Annotated in this window: 22 protein-coding genes; 9 read left to right on the top strand and 13 right to left on the bottom strand. The window is 69.0% G+C overall.

The window, feature by feature from the left end; all coding sequences use genetic code 11:
• Positions 1 to 153: 153 nt before the first annotated feature.
• Positions 154 to 522: a VOC family protein gene (locus tag AB0H93_RS18140; RefSeq protein WP_071511784.1), complete on the bottom strand. Its 369-nt coding sequence runs from the start codon at positions 520 to 522 to the stop codon at positions 154 to 156.
• 63 nt (positions 523 to 585) lie between these two features.
• On the opposite strand from AB0H93_RS18140, the gene AB0H93_RS18135 reads away from it, so the two are divergent.
• The gene (locus AB0H93_RS18135) at positions 586 to 1044 is read left to right on the top strand and encodes a MarR family transcriptional regulator (protein WP_358573694.1); all 459 of its coding nucleotides are present in this window, start codon (positions 586 to 588) and stop codon (positions 1042 to 1044) included.
• A 254-nt stretch (positions 1045 to 1298) separates the two neighbouring features.
• On the opposite strand, the gene AB0H93_RS18130 is transcribed toward AB0H93_RS18135, so the two are convergent.
• The 3 genes from AB0H93_RS18130 to AB0H93_RS18120 all read right to left on the bottom strand — a co-directional run bounded on the left by AB0H93_RS18130 (position 1299) and on the right by AB0H93_RS18120 (position 2968).
• Positions 1299 to 1559 (bottom strand): hypothetical protein, encoded by a 261-nt coding sequence (locus tag AB0H93_RS18130; RefSeq protein WP_358573691.1) that lies wholly within the window; start codon positions 1557 to 1559, stop codon positions 1299 to 1301.
• A gap of 204 nt (positions 1560 to 1763) precedes the next feature.
• Positions 1764 to 2006 (bottom strand): hypothetical protein, encoded by a 243-nt coding sequence (locus tag AB0H93_RS18125; RefSeq protein WP_358573688.1) that lies wholly within the window; start codon positions 2004 to 2006, stop codon positions 1764 to 1766.
• A gap of 23 nt (positions 2007 to 2029) precedes the next feature.
• Positions 2030 to 2968: a helix-turn-helix domain-containing protein gene (locus tag AB0H93_RS18120; RefSeq protein WP_358573685.1), complete on the bottom strand. Its 939-nt coding sequence runs from the start codon at positions 2966 to 2968 to the stop codon at positions 2030 to 2032.
• A gap of 210 nt (positions 2969 to 3178) precedes the next feature.
• Between AB0H93_RS18120 and AB0H93_RS18115 the strand changes: the two genes are divergently transcribed.
• The 3 genes from AB0H93_RS18115 (at position 3179) to AB0H93_RS18105 (ending at position 4782) form a co-directional block, all read left to right on the top strand.
• Positions 3179 to 3868 (top strand): DJ-1/PfpI family protein, encoded by a 690-nt coding sequence (locus AB0H93_RS18115; RefSeq protein WP_358573683.1) that lies wholly within the window; start codon positions 3179 to 3181, stop codon positions 3866 to 3868.
• 64 nt (positions 3869 to 3932) lie between these two features.
• On the top strand, positions 3933 to 4253 hold the full coding sequence (locus AB0H93_RS18110; protein WP_358573680.1) for a hypothetical protein: 321 nt from the start codon (positions 3933 to 3935) through the stop codon (positions 4251 to 4253).
• An 88-nt stretch (positions 4254 to 4341) separates the two neighbouring features.
• Positions 4342 to 4782 (top strand): DUF6010 family protein, encoded by a 441-nt coding sequence (locus AB0H93_RS18105; RefSeq protein ID WP_358573677.1) that lies wholly within the window; start codon positions 4342 to 4344, stop codon positions 4780 to 4782.
• Positions 4783 to 4877: 95 nt separating this feature from the next.
• Here AB0H93_RS18105 and AB0H93_RS18100 read toward each other — a convergent pair whose 3' ends face one another.
• The 4 genes from AB0H93_RS18100 to AB0H93_RS18085 form a co-directional block, all read right to left on the bottom strand.
• Positions 4878 to 10379 (bottom strand): biotin carboxylase N-terminal domain-containing protein, encoded by a 5502-nt coding sequence (locus AB0H93_RS18100; RefSeq protein WP_358573675.1) that lies wholly within the window; start codon positions 10377 to 10379, stop codon positions 4878 to 4880.
• A gap of 411 nt (positions 10380 to 10790) precedes the next feature.
• Positions 10791 to 11387: a cytochrome b/b6 domain-containing protein gene (locus tag AB0H93_RS18095; protein ID WP_358573673.1), complete on the bottom strand. Its 597-nt coding sequence runs from the start codon at positions 11385 to 11387 to the stop codon at positions 10791 to 10793.
• The gene (locus tag AB0H93_RS18090; protein WP_358573671.1) at positions 11384 to 12484 is read right to left on the bottom strand and encodes a catalase family peroxidase; all 1101 of its coding nucleotides are present in this window, start codon (positions 12482 to 12484) and stop codon (positions 11384 to 11386) included. The genes AB0H93_RS18095 and AB0H93_RS18090 overlap by 4 nt, the downstream gene beginning before the upstream one ends.
• Before the next feature lie 192 nt (positions 12485 to 12676).
• Entirely contained in the window at positions 12677 to 13156 is a 480-nt protein-coding gene (locus tag AB0H93_RS18085; protein ID WP_358573668.1) for a hypothetical protein, read from the bottom strand.
• A gap of 153 nt (positions 13157 to 13309) precedes the next feature.
• Between AB0H93_RS18085 and AB0H93_RS18080 the strand changes: the two genes are divergently transcribed.
• Entirely contained in the window at positions 13310 to 13819 is a 510-nt protein-coding gene (locus AB0H93_RS18080; RefSeq protein WP_358573665.1) for a sigma-70 family RNA polymerase sigma factor, read from the top strand.
• Positions 13816 to 14451: a zf-HC2 domain-containing protein gene (locus AB0H93_RS18075; protein ID WP_358573663.1), complete on the top strand. Its 636-nt coding sequence runs from the start codon at positions 13816 to 13818 to the stop codon at positions 14449 to 14451. The genes AB0H93_RS18080 and AB0H93_RS18075 overlap by 4 nt, the downstream gene beginning before the upstream one ends.
• Positions 14452 to 14737: 286 nt before the next feature.
• Here AB0H93_RS18075 and AB0H93_RS18070 read toward each other — a convergent pair whose 3' ends face one another.
• Both AB0H93_RS18070 and AB0H93_RS18065 read right to left on the bottom strand, forming a co-directional pair.
• On the bottom strand, positions 14738 to 16126 hold the full coding sequence (locus tag AB0H93_RS18070) for an MFS transporter (RefSeq protein WP_358573661.1): 1389 nt from the start codon (positions 16124 to 16126) through the stop codon (positions 14738 to 14740).
• Positions 16123 to 17343 (bottom strand): M20 family metallopeptidase, encoded by a 1221-nt coding sequence (locus tag AB0H93_RS18065; protein WP_358573658.1) that lies wholly within the window; start codon positions 17341 to 17343, stop codon positions 16123 to 16125. Before AB0H93_RS18065 ends, AB0H93_RS18070 begins: the two co-directional genes overlap by 4 nt.
• 271 nt (positions 17344 to 17614) lie before the next feature.
• Between AB0H93_RS18065 and AB0H93_RS18060 the strand changes: the two genes are divergently transcribed.
• Positions 17615 to 17833, top strand: coding sequence for an enolase C-terminal domain-like protein (locus tag AB0H93_RS18060; protein WP_358573656.1), 219 nt, complete (start codon positions 17615 to 17617; stop codon positions 17831 to 17833).
• Positions 17834 to 18273: 440 nt separating this feature from the next.
• Entirely contained in the window at positions 18274 to 18828 is a 555-nt protein-coding gene (locus AB0H93_RS18055; protein WP_358573654.1) for an AAA family ATPase, read from the top strand.
• 281 nt (positions 18829 to 19109) lie between these two features.
• Here the strand turns inward: AB0H93_RS18055 and AB0H93_RS18050 are convergent, their stop codons facing one another.
• From AB0H93_RS18050 to AB0H93_RS18040, 3 genes are all read right to left on the bottom strand, one after another.
• Positions 19110 to 20303, bottom strand: a complete 1194-nt coding sequence (locus AB0H93_RS18050; RefSeq protein WP_358573652.1) for an acetyl-CoA acetyltransferase — start codon at positions 20301 to 20303, stop codon at positions 19110 to 19112.
• Positions 20300 to 21718, bottom strand: a complete 1419-nt coding sequence (locus AB0H93_RS18045) for an OB-fold domain-containing protein (protein ID WP_358573649.1) — start codon at positions 21716 to 21718, stop codon at positions 20300 to 20302. The genes AB0H93_RS18050 and AB0H93_RS18045 overlap by 4 nt, the downstream gene beginning before the upstream one ends.
• Before the next feature lie 207 nt (positions 21719 to 21925).
• On the bottom strand, positions 21926 to 23119 hold the full coding sequence (locus AB0H93_RS18040) for a TetR/AcrR family transcriptional regulator (RefSeq protein WP_358573646.1): 1194 nt from the start codon (positions 23117 to 23119) through the stop codon (positions 21926 to 21928).
• 231 nt (positions 23120 to 23350) lie between these two features.
• Between AB0H93_RS18040 and AB0H93_RS18035 the strand changes: the two genes are divergently transcribed.
• Positions 23351 to 24250 (top strand): SDR family oxidoreductase, encoded by a 900-nt coding sequence (locus tag AB0H93_RS18035; RefSeq protein WP_358573644.1) that lies wholly within the window; start codon positions 23351 to 23353, stop codon positions 24248 to 24250.
• The last annotated feature ends 15 nt before the right edge of the window (positions 24251 to 24265 follow it).

Raw genomic sequence — 24265 nt, 5'->3', positions numbered from 1 at the left:
ACCGCCCGGCTCGACGTCACACTCCGTCCACCCCAAGTGTGAAGAGCCGGACAGGTGATCATCCCGGGGTAAACAAACGTCGCCCGGATTCTCGAGCCTCGGGCGCAACCGCGGTCTGCGGGGGCCGGTGATCGTCCGGTGGCGTTCGGCCTATCAGGCGCGGTCGTGGAGAGTGACCTGGTAGCCGTCGGGGTCGGCGAAGGTGAATGTCCGACCGAAGGGGCCGTCGATCGGTGCGGAGACGATGGTGTGACCGTCGGCGACGAGAGCATCGTGAATGGCCTGGACGTCTGTGGCGTGGAGCCAGATCGCGGCACCGATGCCGGGCTGAGCAACGGATGCGAGATCGGTGCCGGGAACGACGTCGCGGAGTGCGAACGCGATCGGCTTCGTCTCGAAGACGACGGCGTGCGGAGGTCCGGCCTGCGAGCGGACGAGGCCGAGGTACTGCTCGTAGAACGCCCGCGAAGCGTCGAGGTCGCGCGCTTGGAGCGAGATGAAGTCGGGGCCGGTGGCGGGCAAGATGATGCTCCTTCCTTTCATGTCAGTTTTCTGACACGGGTCAATCTATGTCAGAATACTGACATGAGTCAAGACGGTGTCGGCGTCGACCTGAACACATCACTGGGCTACCTGCTGAAAGAGGCGTCGAGCGCCCTCCGCACAGCCATGGAGGAGGTGCTGCGGCCGCTCGGGATGAGCGTGACGCACTACTCCTGCCTCGAGCTGCTGGCTCAACGACCGGGCTTGTCGAACTCCGAGCTCGCCCGGGGCGCGTTCGTGACACGGCAGACGATGAACGTGCTGCTCCAAACCCTGGAACGAGAGGGCCACGTGACCAGGCCTGCGGAGGCACCCGTCGGGAAGGTTCTTCCCGCGCGACTCACGCCTCGCGGCCGGCGGAAGCTCGAGAAGGCGACCGTAGCGGTCCGGTCCGTCGAGGTCAGAATGCTGGCCGGCATGACCGAGACCGAGCAGTCAGGCGCGTTCCGGATCCTGCGGAGCATGATCCATTCCTTGCGCGATGGCAACGACGGTGCATAGCTCGTTCCCCGGCGCACGTCTCGTCGCGCCCGGATAGGAGCGCAGCCGAGCATGAAAATCCGTGCAGGCGACCTCGAAAACCGACAGACCCCGACTGCATCCTCTTCTGCGATGAGCCAGCAAACTGGACGCCTTGGCGATGTTCTCCGGTCCACTGCTACCGGAACCCCTGCGACTGCTGTCCGCCGCGTTGGAGTTCACCGACCCGATCAGCACGGCGCGGAGCAGGTTCCAGGCCCGCCGCGCCCTGACCGCTAGTCCTCGGTCCCGGCCGGGTAGCCCTTGTCGGCCTTGTGCAGCTCCGGCCTCCGCCCGGCGAACTCGTGCACGTAGCCGCACCGGTCGCAGATCAGCCCGAGCGCGGACTGATTCGCCCACGCCAAGCCGAACATCTCGGCCCCGGTGGAGTTCAGCTTGACCTCGCGCGACCAGAACTCCCGCCAGCCGCACACCAGGCAGCGGAAGGCCTTCCCCAGCACGGTGGCGAGCTTCGGCTGCATGTCGAACAAACCCATGGGTGTCGAGCATGCCAGCCGCGCCCGAACGACGTCTCCCGATCACCCGATTTCGGTCGCCTGCCTGGGGTTTTCCCGGTGGGCTGTTCGATCTCCAGCGCAGCCGGGTAAAGCGGATTCCGCGCCGCATCCCGTTACTTCGGGCTCGGGAATGCGGCCGGCGCTTGACGTAGTCGATCGCGACGAACCCGTGTGCCGGGCTGCTCAAGCAGTCGGCGCGAAGTGGTACGGGACGAGGGGTGGGCCTGGAGCGGCGGTTCGGAGAATGTCCGGCGAGGAAACAGCAAGTCGCTTGGTCTGGCGGCTCAGGCGTAGGCACGCGGTGCGGAGCTGGAACTCGTCGTCGCGATCGAACAGGACGTAGCCGAGCATCTGGTTCAAGGCCTTGTCCAGCAGTGCTTCTGGTTGCGCTGCGGTCTTGCTCTCTGCCGAGGTCTGGTCCGGCACTTCCGGAAGGGAGGCGAGTCGCGTCAGCTGAAGGTGCGGCGGTAGGTGTTCGGGCTGACACCGGTCGTGCGTTTGAAGCGGTCGCGGAAGGCGGTGGGCGACCCGAAGCCGACCTGGTCGGCGATGCGCTCCACGGAGTGGCTCGTGGTCTCCAGGAGGTGCTGGGCCTGGCGGATGCGGGCGCGGTGCAGCCACTGGAGAGGGGTGGTGCCGGTCTGCTCGCGGAAGCGTCGGATCAGGGTCCGGGTGCTGGTTCCGGCGCGGGATGCGATGTCGGCGAGGCTGAGGTCGCGACCCAGGTTGTCCTGCAGCCAGGTCAGCAGCGGTTCGAGGGCGGAGCCCTGCGGCACGGGCACGTGGTCGTGGACGATGAACTGCGCCTGACCGCCCTCGCGTTCGAGAGGCATGACGGAGAGGCGCGCCGCGTGGGCGGCCACGGCCGATCCGTAATCGCTGCGGATCATGTGCAGGCACAGGTCCAGGCCCGCGGCGGCGCCGGCAGAGGTGAGCACCTGCCCGTTGTCGACGTACAGGACGTCCGGGTCCACCGTGACGTCCGGGTAGGCGGTGGCCAGGAGGCCGGTCGCGGCCCAGTGAGTGGTGGCCCGCAGGCCGTCGAGGAGCCCGGTGGCGGCCAGGGGGAAGGTGCCCGAGCAGATGGAGGCGATCCGCGTGCCCTCCTCGGCCGCCGCGCGCAACGCGTCCCGGACGGCGGGGGCGAGCGGGGCGGCGGGGGTGGCCGTGCCGGGCACGATGATCGTGTCCGCGCCCTTGAGCCCCTCAAGGCCCCACGGCGCGCGCAGGGTGAAGGCGCCCGCGTCGATCTCCGGCCGTTCGGCGCAGATGCGGATCTGGTAGCCCGGGCGCCCGTCCGGGAGGCGGGTGCGGGGGAAGACCTCGATCGGGGTGGACAGGTCGAACGGGATCACCTGGTCCAGGGCGAGGACGGCGACGGTGTGCATGGCGAGAACATATCTGTCCGCCGGGCGGGAAAACGCGGTACCGACCCCAGGAATGCGTTGTCCGCCCGAGTTCGGAGCCCTCGCGACGAGCCGTGGCACTATCCCGTTGAAGGGTGTCACTCATGCCACTGGGGCAAGGGGAGCAGACCGCATACCTTCGGAGGCGTCCCCGGCACCGGGCCGGTTTTCCCTCACGCGAAGGAACTTTCCATGCACGTCCAGATCGTTCTGTTCGACGGCTTCGACCCGCTAGACGTCATCGCCCCCTACGAAGTGCTGTACGCCGGCGGTATCGCCTCCGCGGGCGCGGTGAGCGTGGAACTGGTCTCCGCGGAAGGGGCGCGCGAGGTGGTCAGCGGCACCGGAGGCCTGGCGTTGCGCGCCACGGCCGTCCTCGACCCCTCGCGCGCGGGCCTGATCGTGGTTCCCGGTGCGTCGGGCCGCGTCGGCGAGCCCGGTGACGTCCCCGACCAGGATGCGAGCGACGAGGGGTGGCGGCAGGACGAGTTCATCCCCGTCCTGCTGGGCCGGACCCTGAACACCGAGCTGCCCGCGCTGCTGAAGGCGGCCATGGAGAACCCGGAGGTGACGGTCAGCACCGTGTGCGGCGGCTCGCTCGTCCTGGCCATGGCGGGCCTGCTGGAGGGACGCCGGGCCACGACGCACCACATGGGCCTCGACATGCTCGACGCCACAGGCGTCCACGTGGTGCAGGCGCGTGTCGTCGACGACGGCGACCTCGTCACCGGTGCGGGCGTCACCTCCGGGCTCGATCTGGGGCTGTACTTGCTGGAGCGCGAAGTTGGGCCTCGTATCGCGCTCGCCGCGGAGGAGTTGTTCGCCCATGAGCGCCGCGGCACCGTCTGGCGCGATCACGGCCCGGTGCCCGCCGGTTTCTGACCGTGCGCCGCGCTTCTCGTTTCGCCCTCATTCGTTCGTGCACACCGCAAGGAAGAACAGCAGCATGTCCGTCGAAGGCATCTGGGACCTGTCCATCTCCACTCCCATCGGCAGGATCAAGGCCGTGGTCGATCTCCGGCGCGAGGCCGGGGTCCTGACCGGCGTAGCCCGCGGAGCGGGTGAGGAGGTCCCGCTCGGCGATGTCGTCCTCGACGGCGACCGGCTGACGTGGCGGCAGGCCATCACCAAGCCCCTGCGGCTGAACCTGGCCTTCGACGTGACGGTCGACGGCGACACCTTGACGGGGACCTCCAAGGCCGGGCGCCTTCCGGTCTCGAAGGCCACCGGCGAGCGGCGCACGGTTCGAGCGGAGGCGGAACGCTGACCGCGACGAAGTTCTTCCGCCTCCGTGCCCCGCGGCTGCTGGCCCCCTCCGACCCCGCTTGTCCGGATCTCGAAAAGGCAACCCCGTCATGATCTACGTCATGCCGATCCTGATCGGCCTCCTGTACGCGCTGCTGATGTCACTGATCCGCGAACCGCACCGGCGCCGTTTCAACGCGATCATGGTGGCGGGAGCGGGCGCCGCCTACCTCAGCGGCGGCGGCTTCGGCGGCTGGGAGTTCCTTTTCACCGTCGTCGCCACGTACGTCGCCTACCGCGGGCTGGAGTCCTGGACGTTCATCGGCGTCGCCTGGCTGATGCACACCGCCTGGGACGTGCTCCACCACCTCAAGGGCAACCCGATCGTGCCCTTCGCGCACACCTCCTCCCTCGGCTGCGCGATCTGCGATCCTGTCATCGCCCTGTGGTGCCTGCGGGGCGGTCCGTCGCTGATCGACCTCGTCCGCGGCTGGTTCACCCGCTCCCGCATCGCGGAGCAGGAGCCCCGCGGTCAGCAGCGGAGTCGGTGACCGGCGACCGCGGGCACTCCCGCGCCAGACGCGAGAAGGCCCGCTGACCAATGCTTTCGCGCGGTCAACGGGCCTGTCCCATGCCTCGGAACCGGTTACGCCCGGCGCATTCCGCTCTCGATGGCGTCGATGATCCGCGGCCGCAGTTCGTCGGCGCGAACGATCGCGTCGACCGAGCCGACTTCGACGGCCCGCTGGATGCTGTGCACCCGGTCGAACTCCGCCGCCACCTCGCTGAGCTTCTCCGCGCGCACCGCCGCCCGGACATCGGCCAGCTTCAGGTTCAGCGTCGCCCGCTCGGTGCCGTCGGCCTCGGCGACGAGCTCTTCGAGCTCGCGCACCGCGGGGTCGTTCGCCGTCCGCGTGTTGACCTCGCCCGCGAAGACCACCGCGGCCGCCGGGGCGCCGCCGATCACCGAGGCGAACGAGCCCTCCACGGCGAGCACCGTCATGTTCGGGTTCAGCGCCTTGGAGAACACCACGAAGGCGCCGCCGTGGTACCGGGAGATCACGCAGAACACGATCGGGCCGCGGAAGTTCACGATGGCCCGGCCGATTTCGGCGCCGTACTCCAGCTGCAGCTTCCGCATCGACTCCGGCGAGCCGTCGAACCCGGACAGGTTCGCCAGCACCACGAGCGGCCGGTTCCCGCTCGCCGCGTTGATCGCCCGCGCCGCTTTCTTCGACGAGCGCGGGAACAACGTCCCGGCGGTGTAGGAGTCCGGCCCGTCGGTGGGCGGGAAACCGCGGCGCGCCACCGGCTGCGATTCGATCCCGAGCAGGCACACCGGCCAGCCGCCGAGGTGCGCGTCCTGCACGACCGCGGTGTCCGCGTCGGCCATCCCCGCCCAGCGCTCCAGAACGGGGTGGTCCTGGTCGGCGACGGCCCGCAGCACCGTGCGGATGTCGAAGGACTTCTTGCGGTCCGGGTTGCTCGCGGCGGAGAAGATCTCGCCCACCGTGGTGAAGTCGCTGCCGGCCAACGCGTGCGGGAAACCGGAGATGTCCCGGTCGTGCGGGTCGGCCGTCCCGGCACGCCGCGGCGCGGCCTCGCCGGGGACGACGTAGGTGTGGTCGTAATGCGCCATCAGCACATCGCGCGCGGCGCCCAGGTTCGGTGCCCAGTACTGGGCCTGGCCGTTCGGTCCCATCACCCGGTCGTAGCCGCCGATGCCGAAGTTGTCCTCGGCCGACACGCCACCGGAGAAGTCCAGCGACTGCTTGCCGGTCAGCACCATCGCCGAATCCGGCGTCATCACCAGGATTCCCTTGGTGTGCATGAGCATCGTGGCCTCGGCGTTCCAGTATGGCTGGGCGCCGACGTTGATCCCCGCCACCACGATGTTGATCTCGCCGCCGTCCTGGGTGAACTGGACGATCCGCTTGAGCGCGGCGGCCACCCAGTCCATGTTCTCCGTGCCGGAGTCCATCGAGATCCGGGCACCCGCCGACAGCGCGAACCACTCCAGCGGCACCTGCAGCCGCTCGGCCAGGTCCAGGGCGGCGATCACCCGCGAGCACTCCGGTTCCGACAGCGCGCCGAGCGCCTTGGTCGGATCGCCCAGCAGCATCACCCGGGTCACGCCCTCGGGATGGCGCTCGGTCGGTGTGCTGATGACGCCGGCGACGATGGCCGCCGAGTTCTGGCCCTTCGGGCGGTCCACCGGCGCCAGCACGCCGGTCTCGTCGAGGTCGTGCTCGACGAACGTGCCGTCGGGCCCGGCGAGCATGCCGGTCAGCTCGTACGGGTAGGCGGTACCGCGCTTGGCGGCGCGCAGCACCTTCTGGCGGTAGCTGTCCAGCGGCTCGATCGGTTCGGTCGGCGGTTCGATGACGGACAGCTGAATCCCGGTACCGGCGTCGTAGCCGATCCGCACGGCGAATTCGCTCAGCTCGCCGGTCTTCCGGTCGCGCCGGCGCCCGAGGAACAGCACTTCCTCCAGCCCGGCACCCGCGGTCGTGGGCAGCACCCGCTGCGCGACGGTGTTCAGCTCGTCCGTGGACAGCTCGTTCGGCGGCCACACGTAGATGGTGATCCGGTTGGTGCCGGACCGGTTGTTCCCGTTGTTCGCGCCGGGTTTCGCCTGCGCCTTGCGGACCGCGTCGAGGCACGCGGTGAGCACGCCTTCCGCGGCGGGCAGCGCGACGAGCCTGCCGTCGTCGTCCCGGAGCGGCGTCAGGTCCCGCACCTGGGCCAGTGCCACGAATCGCTCGTCGGACGGGTTGTCCGGCGCCACGCAGCGGAAGAGGTACACCTCCTCGTCGGCCGACGGCAGGCGGGTGAGGTCGAATTCGCTCAGCCGCTCCAACTGCATCCGCTCGGCGATGAGCGGGTGCAGCCCGCGGATCAGGCGTTCCTCGGCGAAGCCGGCCGGCGACGGCCGGAACGTGAAGTGGTGGTGCATCACCGCGCCGCTGCGGCCCGCCACGGTGGTGGTGATCCGGCTGACCTGGCTCGGCAGCGGTCGGGCCGCGAGCACCTCGGCCAGCTCTGCCGCCATCGCGTCGGTGTCTTCGGGCTGATCGGCCCAGACGAGGTAGATGTCGGCGACCAGATCGCCGTCCGGCGCCAGTTCGCCCAACGCCCGCACGGCGTCGGGCAGGGCCGCGAAGTCCACCGCGGTGGCCACCACGCGCGTGCGCGCGCTCCGGTGCTCGGCGCTGACGAACGTGCAGCCCGCGGCCCGGGTCGTGCGGACGTTTTCGAGCTCCCGGTTGCCGTAGTAGCGGCGGGTGAGCACCTCCAGCAACGGCGCCGGATCGGTGCCCTCGCGGCCGATGCGCTGCCCGACCAGCCGGACCAGCGGTTCGGCGCTGGTGACCATGGCGGAGATCCGCTCCGCCCGGTCCGGTGCGTCCGGGTGTTCGTCGAGGTGGCGCAGGTGCTCGCGCACGCCCGCGTAGACCTCCGCGCGGTGGCGCCGCAGCATGGGCTGGGCGAACCAGCGGAAGACCACGGTGCGAGCCAGGTCGGAGACGGCGGGGAACCGGAGCTGGGTGGCCGCGATCAGGTGTTCCAGCGCCAGGCCCGCGGCCTGGCGGGCCGCGCTGGACGGAGGCGCCTCAGCGAGCCACTGCCGCAGCAGGTCGGTCACCAGCGCCGCGCCCGTCGTGGCGCGCTGCTGGGCGAGGAAGATCCGGAAGACGGCCTCTTCCAGCTCGGGCGCCCGGTCCAGCTCGTGGACCCCGTAGTGACCGAGCACCCGGACGAGGCGCTGCTGGAACGTCTCGGACAGCCCGGCCCGCTCGACGTCCAGGCTCTGCAGGTAGATGTGGAAGTACTCGCGGGGGCTGTGCACCCGCGAGTCCGCCTTCGTCTCTTCCCCGACCGGCCGGTTGCGGCTCAGCTCGGAGAGGTCGGCGAACACCGCCAGCAGTTCGATCTCCTCGGTGAGCGGGCGCTGCCCGGCCTCGGCGAGTTCCGCCCGGGCGGTCAGGTAGTCCGCCAGCACCCGGCGCTCGTCGTGCGGGTCCACGTCGAACCCGAGCAGCAGACTGCGCAGATCCTGCTGACCGCGGGTCGCCCGCTGCCGCGCGCTGAGACCGTCCGGCCGCTGGGGCAGGGCGAGGTCGGCGGCTTCTTCGGAGGGCTGCTCGGGGCCGGCCTCGTCTTGGTCGCCGAGCGGTTCCAGCCGCAGCAGCGGCGCGCCCATCTCGACCTGGCTGCCCGCCCGCACCCGGCATTCCCGCAGCTTCGCGCGGAACGGCGCGCGCACCACGGTCTCCATCTTCATGCTCTCCAGCACGAGCACCGGAGCACCCGCTTCGACCTCGGCGCCGACCTCCAGCGGGGTCGCGACCACCAGGGCAGGCGCCGGTGCGCGCAGCACACCGCCCTCGTCCCGGCTGACCCGGTGGGCGACGCCGTCGACCTCGACGAAGTGCACGGGACCGTGGGTGTCGGTGACCAGCCGGTACCGCTGCCCGTTGACCGAGATCTGCCCGGCGTGCGAGTCGAACCGCTCGACCTCGACGTCCGCGGGGTGGACGTCGCCGCCGCCTGCGGTGCCGATGCCGACCCGGAACCGCTGGTGCCCCACGCGCGCCACCTGCACCCGGTAGCCGACGCCCCGGAGCTTGAGGTCCAGCGGCCGGCCGCTCTCGTGGCGCGCCTGGGGGCGGCCGCCGTGCGCGGCGGCCAGGAACCGCTGTCGTTCGGCGAGTTCGGCGTCCTCGTAGTCCTTGATGGCGGCCGCGGCGAGCGCGATCGCGGAGTGCCGGTGCGCCTGGAGCTCGCCCTGCGCGCGCACCCGGTCGATCCACCCGGTGTCGGCGGTGGCCTCGATCACCTCGGGCCGGTCGAGCAGGTCGAGCACGAAGCTCTTGTTCGTCGCGCCCCCGGCGACGATGACCGTGGTCTGCGCCATCGCCCGGCGCAGCCGGCCCAGCGCCTCGTCGCGGTCCCGGCCGAACGCGATGATCTTGGCGATCATCGAGTCGAAGTCGGCGGGAATGGTGTCGCCCTCGCCGACCCCGGTGTCCACGCGGATGCCGGGACCGGCCGGGAAGTCCAAGCGGACGATCTTGCCGGGGGAGGGGGCGAAGTCGCGGTCCGGGTCTTCGGCGTTCAGCCGGGCCTCGACCGCGTGCCCGCGCTCGGCGGGCGGCTCACCCGCCAGCTTGCCGCCGGACGCCACGTGCAGCTGGGCCTTGACCAGGTCGACGCCGGTGGTGGCCTCGGTGATCGGGTGCTCCACCTGGAGGCGGGTGTTGACCTCCAGGAAGGCGAACAGCCGCTCGCCGGGGTGGTAGAGGAACTCCACGGTCCCCGCGCCCCGGTAGTCCACGGCGAGGGCGAGCCGCTCGGCGGCGGCCTTGAGCTCCCCGCTCTGCTCGGCGCTGAGCACCGGGGAGGCCGATTCCTCGATGACCTTCTGGTTGCGCCGCTGGATCGAGCAGTCCCGCACCCCGAGCGCCCACGCCGTGCCCTGCCCGTCGGCGATCACCTGGACCTCGACGTGCCGGGCGCCGGTGACCAGCCTCTCGAGGAAGACCGCGCCGCTGCCGAAGGCGCGCTCGGCCTCCATCCGGGTGCGCTCGTAGGCGTCGACCAGCTCCTGCTCGTCGTTGATCACCCGGATGCCGCGGCCGCCACCACCTGCGGTCGCCTTGAGCATCAGCGGGTAGCCGATCTCGTTCGCGCTGCGGATCGCCGCGTCCAGGTCGGCGACCTCGCCGCGGCTCCACGGTGCCACCGGGACGCCGACCTCTTCGGCGATCAGCTTCGCGCCGATCTTGTCGCCGAGCTGGCGCATCGCCTCGGGGCTCGGCCCGATGAAGGTCACACCCAGCTTCTCGCAGAGCTCGGCGAACGCCGGGTCCTCGGCGACGAAGCCCCAACCGACCCACGCCGCGTCGGCCCCGGTCTCGGTCAGCGCCCGCTCCAGGACGCCGAGATCGAGGTAGGGGCGCGCCTGCGCCGGGCCGAGGTCGTAGCTCAGATCGGCCTCGCGCACGAAGGCGGCCGCGCGGTCGGCGTCGGTATAGAGGGCCACGGTCTCGATCCGGGACCCGGTTTCCGCCGCGACCTCCCGCACGGCATGGATCAGCCGCATCGCAGCTTCCCCACGATTGACGATCGCAACACGACTGAACACCGAGCAGACCTCCTGCAGCTATCTCTCCTGGGGGCGGCAACGCCCCGCTAAGCACACCATCCTGGCTACCGGTGGGTATGGATATGTCGAAACCCTGGCGTGGTGCGCCCCGAAAATCGTTTGGCATCGCCAAATCGACCCGGCCGGCGCCCCTCCCGACTGCCTCGACGCATCAATTTCAGTGATCCACACCTCATCGGGCGGACGTGAGCGTGGTGGGGACGATATAGGACGGTCCGAGGTCGGCCGATCACCGACTCCGGCACTCGGCGGCAGTGCGCATGCCAGTCGTGGCCTCTGCGGCTGATCATCAGGGCATCCGGCCCCGTCCGCCCACACCCATTGATCAGTTGAGGTAGGCGACTTCACGCTCTGGTCAGAAGCGCCGGGGGCATCGAGGTCATCATCCGCCTATGTACCGGCCGAGGTGCCGTCCGCGTCGGATGGCGACTGCTCCTTCCTGCGTGCGGCAGGCCAGAACGCCATGCGGTCGAGTAGCCCGTCGCGCAGGACGAGGCTGTGGAACAGCACCGCCGACATGTGCGCCAAGAAGGCGAAGAAGAGCAGGTAAGCCAGGACCGCGTGCGTTTGGTGGAGCGCGGCGTACAGGGTGGGGTCGGCCGGTAGGATGCGCGGGAGGCGCAGGCTTCCGAACAGCACGACAGGGGTCCCGGCTGCTGACGTCATTCCCCAGCCGACGAGTGGTTGTACGAGCAGCAGGCCATAAAGAAGCAACTCCGACCCGATTGCCACAACGCGCTCGGGCCGCGACATCGTCGGTGGATGTGGTGGAGGCCGGTGCAGGAGCCGGTTGACGACGCGCACCACAGCGAGAACGAGGACGGCGACCCCCAGCGGACGGTGAACAGACCGCAGCGCGTCGTAGGCGGTGGGGGAGACCACCATGGCGGCTCCGATGAACAGCATCGCGATCACCATGACGGCCATCGTCCAGTGCAGCAGGCGAGAGAGAACGGTGAAACGCTGGTTCTGGAGATTCCTGCTCACCGGGGCTCCTTCGCCACGTCGATCGCACCAGGGTGCTTGGGTTCGCCGGCTCGCCGCGTGAACGACTGGGCGTACACGGCCGAGCGGGCGCTGAGCAATGGGTCATCGGAGGCCGCCAGCCCGTCGGGCAGTACGAGGGGGTCGAAGTTGGTATCCCGGACATTGCTGCCCGCCTCGGTCTGCACGGAGTCGATCGTGAGCATGCCCGCGTCGATCTTCTGGCGGTCGCCTGGCCACGGGATGGTCGGATCGTCCGTGGGATCGTGCGGTTGGCCGACGGTCAGGATCAAACGCCACTGCAACGGGTTCTCCGCCACCTTGTCGACCAGTTCGTCGAACAGGTAGTCCCTCCCCGCAGGGGCAGCAGCTTGCATCGGCGCTGCGAAGTGCGGAGGCACCAGCGACCAGCGAATCGCGGTCGTCACGTCCGCCGCGTTGGTCGCCAGGAACGTGTTCAGGCTGTTGAAGGTGCTGTTGTCGAAGCCGGACGTCGGCGGGTTCGCCTTGATGATCTCCATCGCCTTGGCGGTTTCGGGGTGCTGGGCGAGGAAGCCGGACATCTTCTGCGGGTCCGGTTTGCCCGTACCGGGAAGTGGCTTGGACGCGAGGAGCCGTTCGTAGAATCCCTGCACGGATCTATCCGGAAAGACCGGGATGTTGATCAGGGCGGTGCGCCATTGCTCGCCGTTCGGCACGTGGAAGAGCAGCCCGAGTCCCCGAATCGTGCTGTGCGCATCGGCGGCATAGGGCATCCCGCCGGACAGTGAGAAACGTCCTGTCACCGGGATGCGGCCACCTTGGAACACCGCCGCTCTCGAGACCGCGGCTCCCGAACCGTTGCTGTCGAAGAATCCGGAGACGCTCACGCCCTTGGCATGGTTGCGCCTGAACCCGTCGTGCTTGCCGTTCACCTGCTCGAACCGGTCTGCGATTCGCTTCGGTGTCAACTCGTCGGTGCTCAACCACCCGCCGGAGTAGAGAAATGCGCCGACGCTCGTTGCGCTCGCAGCGGCCACCCCGGTCAGTCCCAGGAGTGCGGATCGACGGTTGACCACCGGGCGGTGTGGCAGGCGGGAGCCTTCCACGTCATCGTTCATGTCTCCTCCTCGAACACGGAAACTCCGGGAGGAATACGCGGATCGAAGCCGCATCGTTCAACCGATCGCAGTGGTGCCGATCACATCGAAAGCCGGTCACGTCCGTTGCTTCGACTGCGGTGCGCTGCACGGATGCGAAGGAACAGGCCGTTCTCGGGCAGGGCCGGCTGCCCGAGAACGGCCCATCGCGGTTCAGCCGGTCGGCGCGGCGGTCTTGATCGCTTCGCCGTTGGGGCTGACGAGGTACCAAGCGTGCATCTTGTCCTGCCCCTTGACGTCTCCGGCAGCCATGTCCTCTGCGAAGTAGTAGAGCGGCTTTCCGGCGAAGGTGATCTGCCGGCTGCCGTCGGGGCGGTTCACGGTTCCGAGCTTCGCCAGGTCCACTCCAGGGCCGGCCTGCGGAGTTCCGCTCAGCGGCGGCCAGTTCGCTGCGCACGGGCCCTCGCACCGGGAGGTGTTGGGTTCGTCCTTGGTGAAGAGGTAGAGAGTCCGGCCCGATGCGTCGACGAGGTAGTCGCCGGTGGGTGCGGTGCGGGTGCTGACCACGGTAGGAGCGGGTGCAGGCGTGCCGGCCGGCTGCGGCTGGGAGCCGGGCTGCTCGCTCGTCCCGCACGCCGCGATGGTGATCATGCAGGCGCTGGTGGCCAGGACCGCGATTCCGCGCATTGGCATGGTGTTCCCTTCCGTTCGTTTGCCTTGACTCCCCGTACGTCTGCGGTCGCGCGGCGGTTCAGCGCAAGAAGGTAGCCGGGATCACTGAACCGACCGGGTGCGCGCGACGTACACCCGGGCGCGGAGAATGCGGCTGACGCAGGACGGAGTGCGATGAGTGCGAACGAGCGACTGCTTCGTGCGATGTACGAGGAGTACGGAGGCATGCTGACCGCGTTCGTCCTGAGGTACACGGAAGACCGGCAGCGGGCCGAGGACGTCGTGCAGGAGACGCTGCTCCGCGCGTGGCGCAACCTCGATTCGATCGATCCCGCCCGCGGTGACCCCCGGTCGTACCTGTTCTCGATCGCGCGGAACATCCTGATCGACGACTGGCGCGCCGAGCAGCGCCGCCCGCGCCTCGTCCGCGACGATGGGGTCGTCGAATCGCTGCCGGTGGCCGACGACCTGGACCGGCTGCTGGACGGCTGGCTCGTCGGCGAAGCGCTCCAGCGGCTGTCGGCCCAGCACCGCGAAGTCGTGGTGGCGTTGTACTTCCAGGGGCGCAGCGTTGCCGAAGCCGCGGAACAACTGGGGATTCCACAAGGGACCGTGAAGTCCCGCGCCTACTACGCGGTGCGATCGCTGCGAACGGCTTTGGAGGAGATGGGAGTGGTCCGGTGAACGAGGGGCACGCGGAAGTTCGCAAGCTGCTGGGGGCTTACGTGCTCGGCGGTCTGGACCCGGAAGAGCGCCGGCGTTTCGAGGAACACCTCGGCCACTGCGCGGAATGCAGGGAAGAACTGTCCGGTTACGCGGGGCTGCCCGGGTTGTTGCACCGCGCCGGTCCACCACCGGAGCCGATCGAACCATCCGAGCCGGAGTGGGCGAAGCTGATCGAGAAAGCCCGCACCGAACGAGCGGCGCCACCGCGGAAGCGGAAGTGGCTGCTGGCCGTCGCCGCAGTGGTGCTGCTCGGCGTGGGAACCCTCGGCGGCATGGCCGCGGTCTCGTGGGAACCGCAGGGATCCGAGCTGGTGGCAGCTGCGGGCGTGACATCGCACGGGCACGGCAAGCTGGAGAGCCGGCCATGGGGGACGGCGGTTTCGCTGCACGTGGAGAACCTGCCGCCGGACGAACGCTTCGTGGCCTGGGTGGTGGCCCGCGACGGCCGAGCGGAGCAGGCTGCCACGTGGTCGCGGACTCCGACCAGTGAAGCCCGGCTGTCGGGAGCGTCCGCGATTCCCCGGGACCAGGTGTCGCTCCTGCTCGTCACCACGGGAACCGGCCGCCCACTGCTGGAGATGCGCGTATGAACCAGGCACTCGCCCGTCCCAGGGCGAGTGCTCCGCAATGTCAATCGGACCACTTCAACGTCCATCGTCCACATCAGATCGACCAACACCCGCCGGCACACGATCCGACGGCGATCCCATCCGGCGCCGCGAAGTCCTCAACGGACTGACCAACGAGTACACCCGAGCCGCCTGACTCCGATCAGCAAGACACCGGGTCACCCCATGCACCGAGTTATGGCACCGTACGAGGAGCGGGGCAGGGCTGGTCAGGGAGCGGTGTATCCCCCTGACCATCCCGGCGCTCTCAGCCCGACACCTCGCGCAGTGCCTTGCGGCGCCCGTGCCGCCCGACCGACTTGTCCTTCAGGTCGATGCCCTTCGTCTCCGGCAGCGTCAGCACGACGAGGCCGCTGATCAGGCCGAGCGCAATGCTGTACCAGGTGAACGCGCTGGAGATGCCTTGGCTGGCGAAGAACGTCTGCAGGTAGGGGGCGGTGCCGCCGAACAGCGCCACGGCGATCGAGTAGGGCACGGCCAGCCCGATCGCCCGGATCCGGGTCGGGAAGATCTCCGCGTAGACGGCGGGCCCGATGGACGTCGACATGGCCAGGAAGATCAGCGCGATCGACATCGCGAAGAACAACGACCACGCCGACTCGTTGAGCATCGCGTTCAGCGGGAAGCTCAGGATCGAGAGACCGACGACCGCGGTCAGCAGGATCGGCTTGCGGCCGATCCGGTCCGAGAGCGCGCCGAACAGGGGGACGGCGACCAGGAAGACGATCTGCGCCCCGACGCCGGCCCACAACGCCTGAGCCGCCGGCACCTTGATCACGCTGATGGCGTACGCCGGGGCCGAGATCGCCCACACGTAGTAGAGGACGGTCGCACCCACGGTCATGCCGATGACCTGGAAGAGCAGCTTGGGATGCGCCTTGACGGTCTGCCAGATGGCGCCCTTCTCGGTGTGGAGGTGATCCTCGTCCTCGTTACCGGTGGGGTCGTCGTGGATGGCTTCCTCGACGAAGACCTCGGTCTCGTGCATGCGCAAGCGCATGAACAGTGCGTAGAACCCGAACACACCACCGATGATGAACGGAAGCCTCCAGCCGTAGGCGTTCATCGACTCGGGGGTCAGCATCGTGGAGAGCACGGCGGCGAGCAGGGTGCCGGTGAGCTGCCCGATGGTGCCGGAGAAGTAGATGAGGCTGGACCACAGTCCGCGCTTCTCCTTGGGAGCGGTCTCGGCGATGTACGTTTGTGCGGAGGGCAGTTCGCCGCCGTGCGCGAGGCCTTGGGCGAGGCGGGCGAGGACCAGGATGAGCGAGGCGCCGATGCCGATGGTGGCGTAGTTCGGCGAGATGCCGATCAGCAGGCTGCCGCCCGCGGCGAGCGCGACGCACAGCGACATGGAGAGCTTGCGGCCCATCTTGTCGGCGATCCAGCCGAACAATGCGCCGCCGAACGGGCGGGCGATGAACCCGACCGCGAACACGATGAGCGTCTTCAACACGTCGGAGACGGGGTCGCCGCTGTGGAAGAACTGTGAGGCGAAGAACGGAGTGAAGGTGGTGTAGACGCCCCAGTCGAACCACTCCATCGCATTGCCGGAGCCGATGCCGAAGAGCGTGCGGGCCTTGCTCTGGTCAGCGGAAGTCTGGATGTGGCCGCTGGACTGAGGCGTGTCGCTCACGATGTCGCCTCCTCGGCGAATGCGTCCAGCCTGCGGGAGGCGAGGCCGGCGTAGATGGCGGCCGCGTCGGAGAGCACGGCCGGATCGAAGTCCGCGCGTGGCGAGTGGTTCATCGGGGCGGCATCCGGGTCTAGCCCCGGCGGGGTAGCGCCGATGCCGAGGAACGCCCCGGGAACGGCGGCTATGACCCGGGAGAAGTCCTCCGACCCTGACACGGGGTGGGGCATCTCCTGGTAGCGCTCCTCGCCGAGGACGTTGCGGACCACGTCGGCGCCGAAGTCGACCTCGGCAGCCGTGTTGACGGTCGTCGGGTACTCGCTTTCGAACCGGTACTCGACGTCGACGCCGTGCGATGCCGCGACGCCCTCCAGCGTGCGCTGGATCGAGGAGGCGAGCAGGTCCGCGTTCGCCTCGCTGTAGCAGCGAACGGTCGCTTCGAATGTCGCGGTGTCCGGGATGACGTTGCGTTTCGTGCCACCGGCGAACCTCCCGACGGTGATCACGACGGGGTCGAAGATGTCGAAGGTGCGGGTCACCATCGTCTGCAGTGCGGTGACCATCGCCGCTGCCGCGACGATCGGGTCCTTCGCCCGGTGCGGAGCCGACCCATGGCCACCGGCTCCGCGGACGGTGACGGAGAGACCGTGCGACGCGGACATGACCGTCCCGGCCTTGCTGGTGAACAGCCCCGACGGCAGCTGACTGGAGAACACGTGCATGCCGAACGCGGCGTCGACGCGCTTGCCGGCAGCGTCGAGGACGCCTTCCTCGATCATGACACCAGCGCCGTCGAAGCCCTCCTCACCGGGCTGGAACATCATCACCACGTCGCCCTTGAGCGTGTCGCGATGCTGGCACAGCAGTTTCGCGGCGCCGACGAGCGAGGTGGTGTGCAGGTCGTGCCCGCATGCGTGCATCGCACCGTTCGTCGCGGCGAAGTCCAGCCCGGTCTCCTCATCGACCGGCAACGCGTCCATGTCGCCGCGGATCAGCACGGTCTTCGGGTCCGCTGCCTCCCGTCGCCCACCGCGGAGCACCGCGGTGACCGACGTCGTCCTCGTGCCCGTCGTGATCTCCAGGGGGAGTCCCCCGAGCGCGGAGAGCACCGCCTCCTGGGTACGTGGCAGCTCGAGCCCGATCTCCGGATGGCTGTGCAGCCGCTTGCGCAGCTCGGCCAGGTCACCCTGCATCGCCGTGGCATCTTCGAGGAAGGTCATGCCCTGCTCCTTGCCTACTCGCGAATGTCGGTACATCGGATTTGTCTGAATTCGACGGATTTTGATCCTGCGCAAGCCGTTCCGACCCACCGGAGCCGGACCCTTCCGGGGGACGGGCCGCAGCTGTCCGACCGGACGGTATGGGATGCGGCGACCAGTGTCCAGAGTGAAGTGCTGACCTACTCCGCGGTACGCGCGAACGCCGTCGGAGACGGCTTTGACGCGGTGAAGCTCGACCCGTCGCACGCAACGAGTCAGGCATCTGGATGGGGTGGAAGACGATCGAGATGCCGACCCGCCACCAGCTGTCGAGCGGCCGGCTGCGGTTCGCGAGGCCGGCGGCGATCAACTCGACATCCTCCTGGATCTGCACTCGATCGCCAGTGCTGATACGACGATCCCGGTCATGCAGGTCGTAGAGCATCTCGGGATCATGTATTGCGAGGAGCCGACCCGGCCATTGAACCGGGTCGTTCCGGACGCGCGTTGAAAGTTCTTATTTCTTATTCCCAGAACACTTTTGGTTCGGCTTTGCTGTCCACCCGGCCAGATGCATTTCCGGCACGACAGGGTTGGGTCATTCGTGCGAATCTTCGTCGTCGTCCTCATGGGCGACGGTGTGGTCGCCGATGATCGGCTGTGGTTCCGGGCCAATTCGCTGGGGAACGGGAGGAACTTCCACTGGGGCAGCCGAGGCACGGGCAGGTCTCCCTCTATTCGGGGTTTCACCCGTCGCATTGCCGACTTTGCCGGGATTGGATTTGGTGCTCGGGGGCACGGGCCGGGCCGACGCCACCATCGAGTAAGGCCGTGCCGCCACCGCCACCAGTCGTCACCGATCTCATGCACGCCCTGCGGGCGAGGGCCGAACAAGCCCGAGGAGCCAGGGAATCACGCATGCGGCACGTTGGAGGACCTAGACTGCACGGCGTGCCTCGCCTCATCCATCTCAATGGGCCGCCCGGCATCGGCAAGTCGACGCTCGCGCGACGTTATGTGGACGATCACGTCGGTGTGCTCAATCTTGACATCGACCAGCTGCGAGGATTGATCGGTGGCTGGCGCGATCGGTTTGCGGAGACCGGAGAGATCGTTCGGCCGATGGCCTTGAGCATGGCGGGCACGCACCTGCGATCCGGCCGCGACATCATCATGCCGCAGTTCTTGGTGCGATTGAGCGAGATCGAGCGCTTCGCGGCCGTCGCGCACGACAACGGCGCCGAGTTCTGCGAGATCGTGTTGATGGATACCAAGGAACGGTCTGCGGAACGCTTCGCCCGCCGCGGCGGCGACGACGATCCCTGGCACCGCCTGGTCAAGGAGATCGTCGATCGCGAAGGTGGCCCTTCGCGCCTGGCGGCTATGTACGACCAACTCACTGACGTGCTCAGACTGAGGCCGGCAGCCGTCGTCGTAACGAGCGTGGCAGGTGCGGTCGAGCAGACTTACGAGGACCTGGTGGCGGTTCTCGGCTCGAAGCCTTGAACGCGCCTGGCGCCGACCCGATGTTTCCTCTCCCGCACGGGGAGGCGCTCGCGCGAGTGATTCCAGGAGCCCGGCTCATGCGCCTAGCGGGAGTGGGTCATGAGATCCCACCTCCTGCGGTGTGGGATGTGGTCGTGCCGGAGCTGCACAGGCACCTGCTGCGCACCTGACGGGATTGCGCGGGAAGGACCAGATCGAGGGCGCGAAGCATCGTTCGCCACCAAGTGGTTCTTGGAACTCGACCGCAGCATCCCGAGCGCAGACGACCGGGAGTCCGGGATTCAGCCGGGTTCCGGGCCGACGACCGAAACGAACGACACGCACTCGCCCGGGCCGCCACCGAGGTTGTGGGTGAGGCCGTACCGCTTGCCCCGGTGCCGGACTTGGCGCTCCGGTGGTGCTTCGCCGCGCAGCTGCAGCCAGCATTCGAACAGCATTCGGAGGCCTGAGGCGCCGATCGGGTGGCCGAAGCTCTTCAACCCGCCGTCGGTGTTCACCGGGAGGTCGCCGGTGAGGGTGAACCGGGAGTTCAGCGTGTCCTGCCAGGCCTGGCCGCGGGCGGAGAATCCCAGGTCTTCCATCAGCACCAGTTCGGTCGGGGTGAAGCAGTCGTGCACTTCGGCCATCATCAGGTCGTCGGCAGCGGACTCGATGCCGGCCTGGGCGTACGCGTCCTGCGCGGAGCGCACGACCTCTTCGAAGGTGGTGTAGTCGTAGTCCGGGTCGAAGGTGCCGGTGCCCGGCCCGGCGGCGAATGCCAGTGCCTTGATGAACAGGGGCCGGTCGGTGAACCGGTACGCGTCCTCGGCGCGCACGATGATCGCCGCCGCGGCGCCGTCGCTGACTCCGGAGCAGTCGAACACGCCGAGGTCGCCGGCGACCGGGGCGGCGGCCGCGATGGTCTCCTCGGCGACCTCGGAGCGGAACTGGGCGCGCTCGTTGCGCGCTCCGTTGTAGTGGTTCTTCCACGCCACGCGGGTCATCGCGCGTTTGAAGTCTGCTCGCGACACGTCGTACTTCGCCTGGTATGCGGGTGCCAGCAGGGAAAATCGGGCGGGCGCGGTGAGGGTTGTGGCGGTGCCGTCCGACGGCGGGTTGGCGCGGGTCAGGCCCGAGTAGCCGGAGTCCTTGAGCTTCTCCACGCCGAGCGCCATCACCATGTCGTAGGCGCCGGAGGCCACGGCGTAGCACGCGTTGCGAAAGGCTTCCGACCCGGTGGCGCAGAAGTTCTCCACCCTGGTCACCGGCTTGTAGTCGATCTTCAGCGCGGTGGACAGGGTCATCCCGGAGAAACCGGAGTTCATCGTGCCCAGCCAGAACGCGTCGATCTCCGGCTGCTCGACGCCTGCCGAGGCGAAGGCATCCGCGGCGGCGTCGATCACCAGGTCGGAGGTCGAGGCGTCCCACCTCTCGCCGAACCGGGTGCACCCCATGCCGACGATCGCGACCTTGTCCTTGATTCCACGGGAACTCATCGGTGCTGCCCCTCGCTGATCGGCCGGGCCTTCCAGAAGTAGTTGTGCACTCCGTCCGTTGTGGACAACTTGCGGAACGTCATCTCGACCCGGTCGCCGACGGCCGGGGCCGACGGATCGAGGTCGGTCAGCTCGCAGCTGAACCGGCCTCCGCCGTCGAAGTCGACGACCGCGCCGATGACCGGTGGTGCGGGGGAGAATGCGAGGTGGTCCACCGTGAAGGTGACGATCGTGGCGGGCACGTCGGCCATGCGTTCCGGCCGCATGCGGTCGGTCGCGCCGCACCGCAGGCACACCCGCTGCGGCGGGAGGTGCCGCGTGCCGCATTCGGTGCACCGGCTGCCGGTGAACCCGAACTTCCACTCCACCATCCGGCGTGATGCGGGCGCGGCCGCCCGGTCGGGCTCCGGTCTGCGCGGCTCCGCCCGGCGCACCGCGCCGCGCCAGGTGAGGAAGTCCAGGTAGCCGGTCGAGTCGTTGCCGCGGGCGATCTGCTCCGCTACCGGGCGCCGGTGGCGGTGCGTGGAGATGGCTTCGGTGGTGCGGAAGATCAGCGTGTCGGCGCCGTCGGCCAGGACGGTGATCGCCAGGGTCTGCCCCGGCTGCGCCTGGTCGAGCATGGCCGCGAGCAGGATGCCGAGGTGGGCGGTGCCGGTGTAGCCGATCGTGCCGGTGAGATCGTCGGCCACCACGCCGGCGGGGAACCCTGCACTTTTGACGAATGCCTTCACGGCGCGGGGCGCCGAACCGGCGACCGCGACGCGGTCGAGCTCGCCGGCGCTCAGGCTTGTCGATTTCAGCGCATTCTCCAGCGAGGCCGTCGCCGCCGACGTGTATTGCTGCTCGCCGAAGCGCTCCTCCCAGGTCGCCGACCACGGCTGGCCGGGAGCACGCCAGCGGTCGAGGAACTCCGCGCTGGCCGAGCCGCTCCCGAGGAACTCGGCGAGCACTGGCTCGCTGCCGCCGGAGCCGACGACAAGTGCGGCCGCGCCGTCGCCGCTGGTGCGTTCGTCGATGCTGCCGCTCGGACCGCTGCGCAGGTCGGCCAGGGTCACGAGCGAGCGGCCGGGGTGGTGCAGTCCGGCCAGCAGCGCGGCCACGCCGGAGCGCACCGCGCCGTTCAAGTCCGCGGCGATTGCTCCGCGTGCCAGGCCGAGCGCGGCGTGGACGGCGGTGGCGTTCGTCTTGTCCGCATAAGCCGGTGCCGCCGTGGCCAGGAATAGCGCGTCGAGGCGCGTCGGGTCCGAGATGGCCGTGCGGGCCGCTTCCACGGCCATCGTGGTGGAGTCTTCGTCGAAGCCGGCCACCGCGCGGGATCCTGACCCGCTGCCGCGTCCCAGCGCAGCGTTGATGGTGCTGTGCCGTAGCCGCCAGTAGGGAATGTGGGTGCCGTAACCGAGGATGCCGATGCTCATGTCACCTCCGTGACTGATGCAGGCCTTGGTTCAGGAAAGTACATATTCGTTAACTGAAGGGCAAGGGTTCCGGAGGCTCGGTGGCTCGAAGAAGCCTTTTCTGCGCAGGTTTTGGTCGACGAGTGAAGCTCATCTGGATTTGAAGGATGAGTGTTCGTCGGTTAACGCAAGATTCGTGGGCGCCTGCCGTCCGGGGCTGGAGCGCCGTCAGTTGGCGGGGGCCTCGAGGATGGCCGTGGCCAGGGCGGTCAGTTCCCCGGCCAGGTGCGGTCGCCGGGACAGCGCATCGTCCATCGTCACCTCGTTGACCAGGGCGAAGGCGGCGTTGGACCGGAGCCGTGTCTCGTCGGCGGACAGTTCCGGCCGCGCCCTGGTCAGCACGTGCCGGAGTTCGTCGATGTACATCCGCTGCCCGCGCCGGCGGCGGGCGCGCTCGGCCTCGGGCAGCGAGTACATCTGGGTGGCGTTGATGATGATCAGATCGCGGTAGTCGATCGCCAGCCCGGTGTAGGTCTTGATGATCTCCACCGCGGCGGAAGCCGGGTCGGGGGAGCGGCGCAGCGCGCTGCTGATGGCCGCGGCGATCTGCGCGGCTGCCCGGTCGAAGATCGTGACCAGCAGCTGTTCCTTGCTGTCGAAGTGCCGATTCACCGCGGAGGCGGTGATGCCGACCGCGGCGCCGATGTCCTTCAGCGAAACCCCGTTGAAGTCGCGCTCCCGGAACAGCACGGTGGCGGCGGCCAGGATCGCTTCGCGCCGAGACGCGGGCACGAGGTGCGCCGGCTCGCCCGGCCGGTCGGGTTCGGCCGGGGTCGGTTCGTCGCCGGACGGCGGGAGCTTGGCCTCCAGCACGGCCAGGATCAGCGGTTCCACCAGCGGGTCGTACGGGGCGGGCCAGGAGGATCGGGCGAAGGCCGAGCCGATCAGCGCCCCGGCGCAGGCCCGCAGCCGCAGCGCCTTGGCCGGATGCGACCGGCCCGTTTCGGCCGCCGGCAGCAGGTCGTCCCACGACGCGAGCAGCTGCTTGCTGCGGGCCTGGATCCGTGCCTGCTCCTCGGGGGCGAGCTGCGGCATCTGCCGCAGGTGGACGACCAGGCCGTCCGGATCGTTCAGGGCGGCGGCTATCGATGCCCGCGCGATCGAGGCCGGCTGCCGGTCGCCCGCCGCGGTCAGGCGCTCGTGTTCGGCCAGCAGGCGGTCGAGGTAGCCGTCGATGACCTCGGTCAGCAGGGCCTGCTTGCTGGGGAAGTGCCGGTAGACGGCGGGGCCGCTGATGCCGACTGCGGCCCCGATGTCGTCGATGCCGACGCCGGAGAACCCGCATCGGCGGAACAGTCGCGCCGCCGCAGCAAGGATCTCGGCCCGCCGGGCGTCCTTGCGCTGGCTTCGGGTCTGGTTCACTCGCCGCCGTCCTTTCGGGTCGACGCCTGCAGGGTAGCCGAGCGCCACGACCAGCCGAGACCTCGGCCCGGCGCGGCCGGGTGCAAAATCAGTTAACGAGTATTGACCTCATCTTGAGGCGGGGTTACCGTCGATCACGACGCCCGATTCTGGCAGAAGATCATTTATACGACCAGAACTTTGCACTGTTGATGCATCGGCGGTTCACCTCAGAACAAGGGTGGTTAACGTATGTCGACATTGGGAGGCCGGACTGCGGTCATCACCGGAGCCGGCCGCGGCCTGGGGCGCGCGCACGCGCTGCTGCTCGCCGAACTGGGTGCCCGGGTAGTGGTCAACGACAACGGCGCGGATCCCGACGGAACGGGCGCGGACGGCGGCCCGGCCCAGCAGGTCGTCGACGAGATCAAGCGCGCGGGCGGTGCCGCGGTCGCCCACATCGGCAGCGCGTCGAACTGGAACAGCGCGGCCGAGCTGATCGACGTCGCCGTCGACACCTTCGGGAGTCTGGACATCCTGGTCAACAACGCGGGCATCCTGCGCGATCGGACCCTGGCCAACATGTCCGAGCAGGAATGGGATTCCGTGATCGACGTGCACCTCAAGGGGCACTTCTGCCCGCTGCGGCACGCGGCGGCGTACTGGCGGTCCCGGCACAAGGCCGGTCATCCGGTGGACGCCGCTGTCGTCAACACCTCCTCCGGTTCCGGGCTGCGCGGCAATCCGGGCCAGGTGAACTACGCATCGGCGAAGGCGGGCATCGCGATGATGACCCTGGTCGCGGCGCGCGAACTGGAGCGCTACGGGGTGCGGGTGAACGCGATTGCGCCGGTGGCCCGCACCCGGCTGACGATGTCCACTCCCGGCCTGTCCGACCGGCTGACCGCGGCCGACGGCGGCTTCGACAAGTGGGCGCCGGAGAACATCTCGCCGCTGGTGGCCTGGCTGGCCGGTGGTGATTGCCAGGTGTCCGGCCAGGTCTTCAGCGTGATGGGCGGCCACATCGGCCGGCAGCGGGGCTGGGACGAGCAGGAGTCGTTCGACACCGACCGGCGCTGGACCCTCGACGAACTCGACCAGGCGTTGCGCAAGCTGCCCGCCGGCCCACCGGCCTGGGTCGGGTCGGCGTGAGGACCGGAGAACAGC

The organism is Saccharopolyspora sp. NPDC050642 (genome assembly GCF_040654735.1).
GTDB lineage: Bacteria > Actinomycetota > Actinomycetes > Mycobacteriales > Pseudonocardiaceae > Saccharopolyspora > Saccharopolyspora elongata.
The sequence above is the reverse complement of the archived record's forward strand: the minus strand, read 5'-3'. Positions and strand labels throughout refer to the sequence as shown.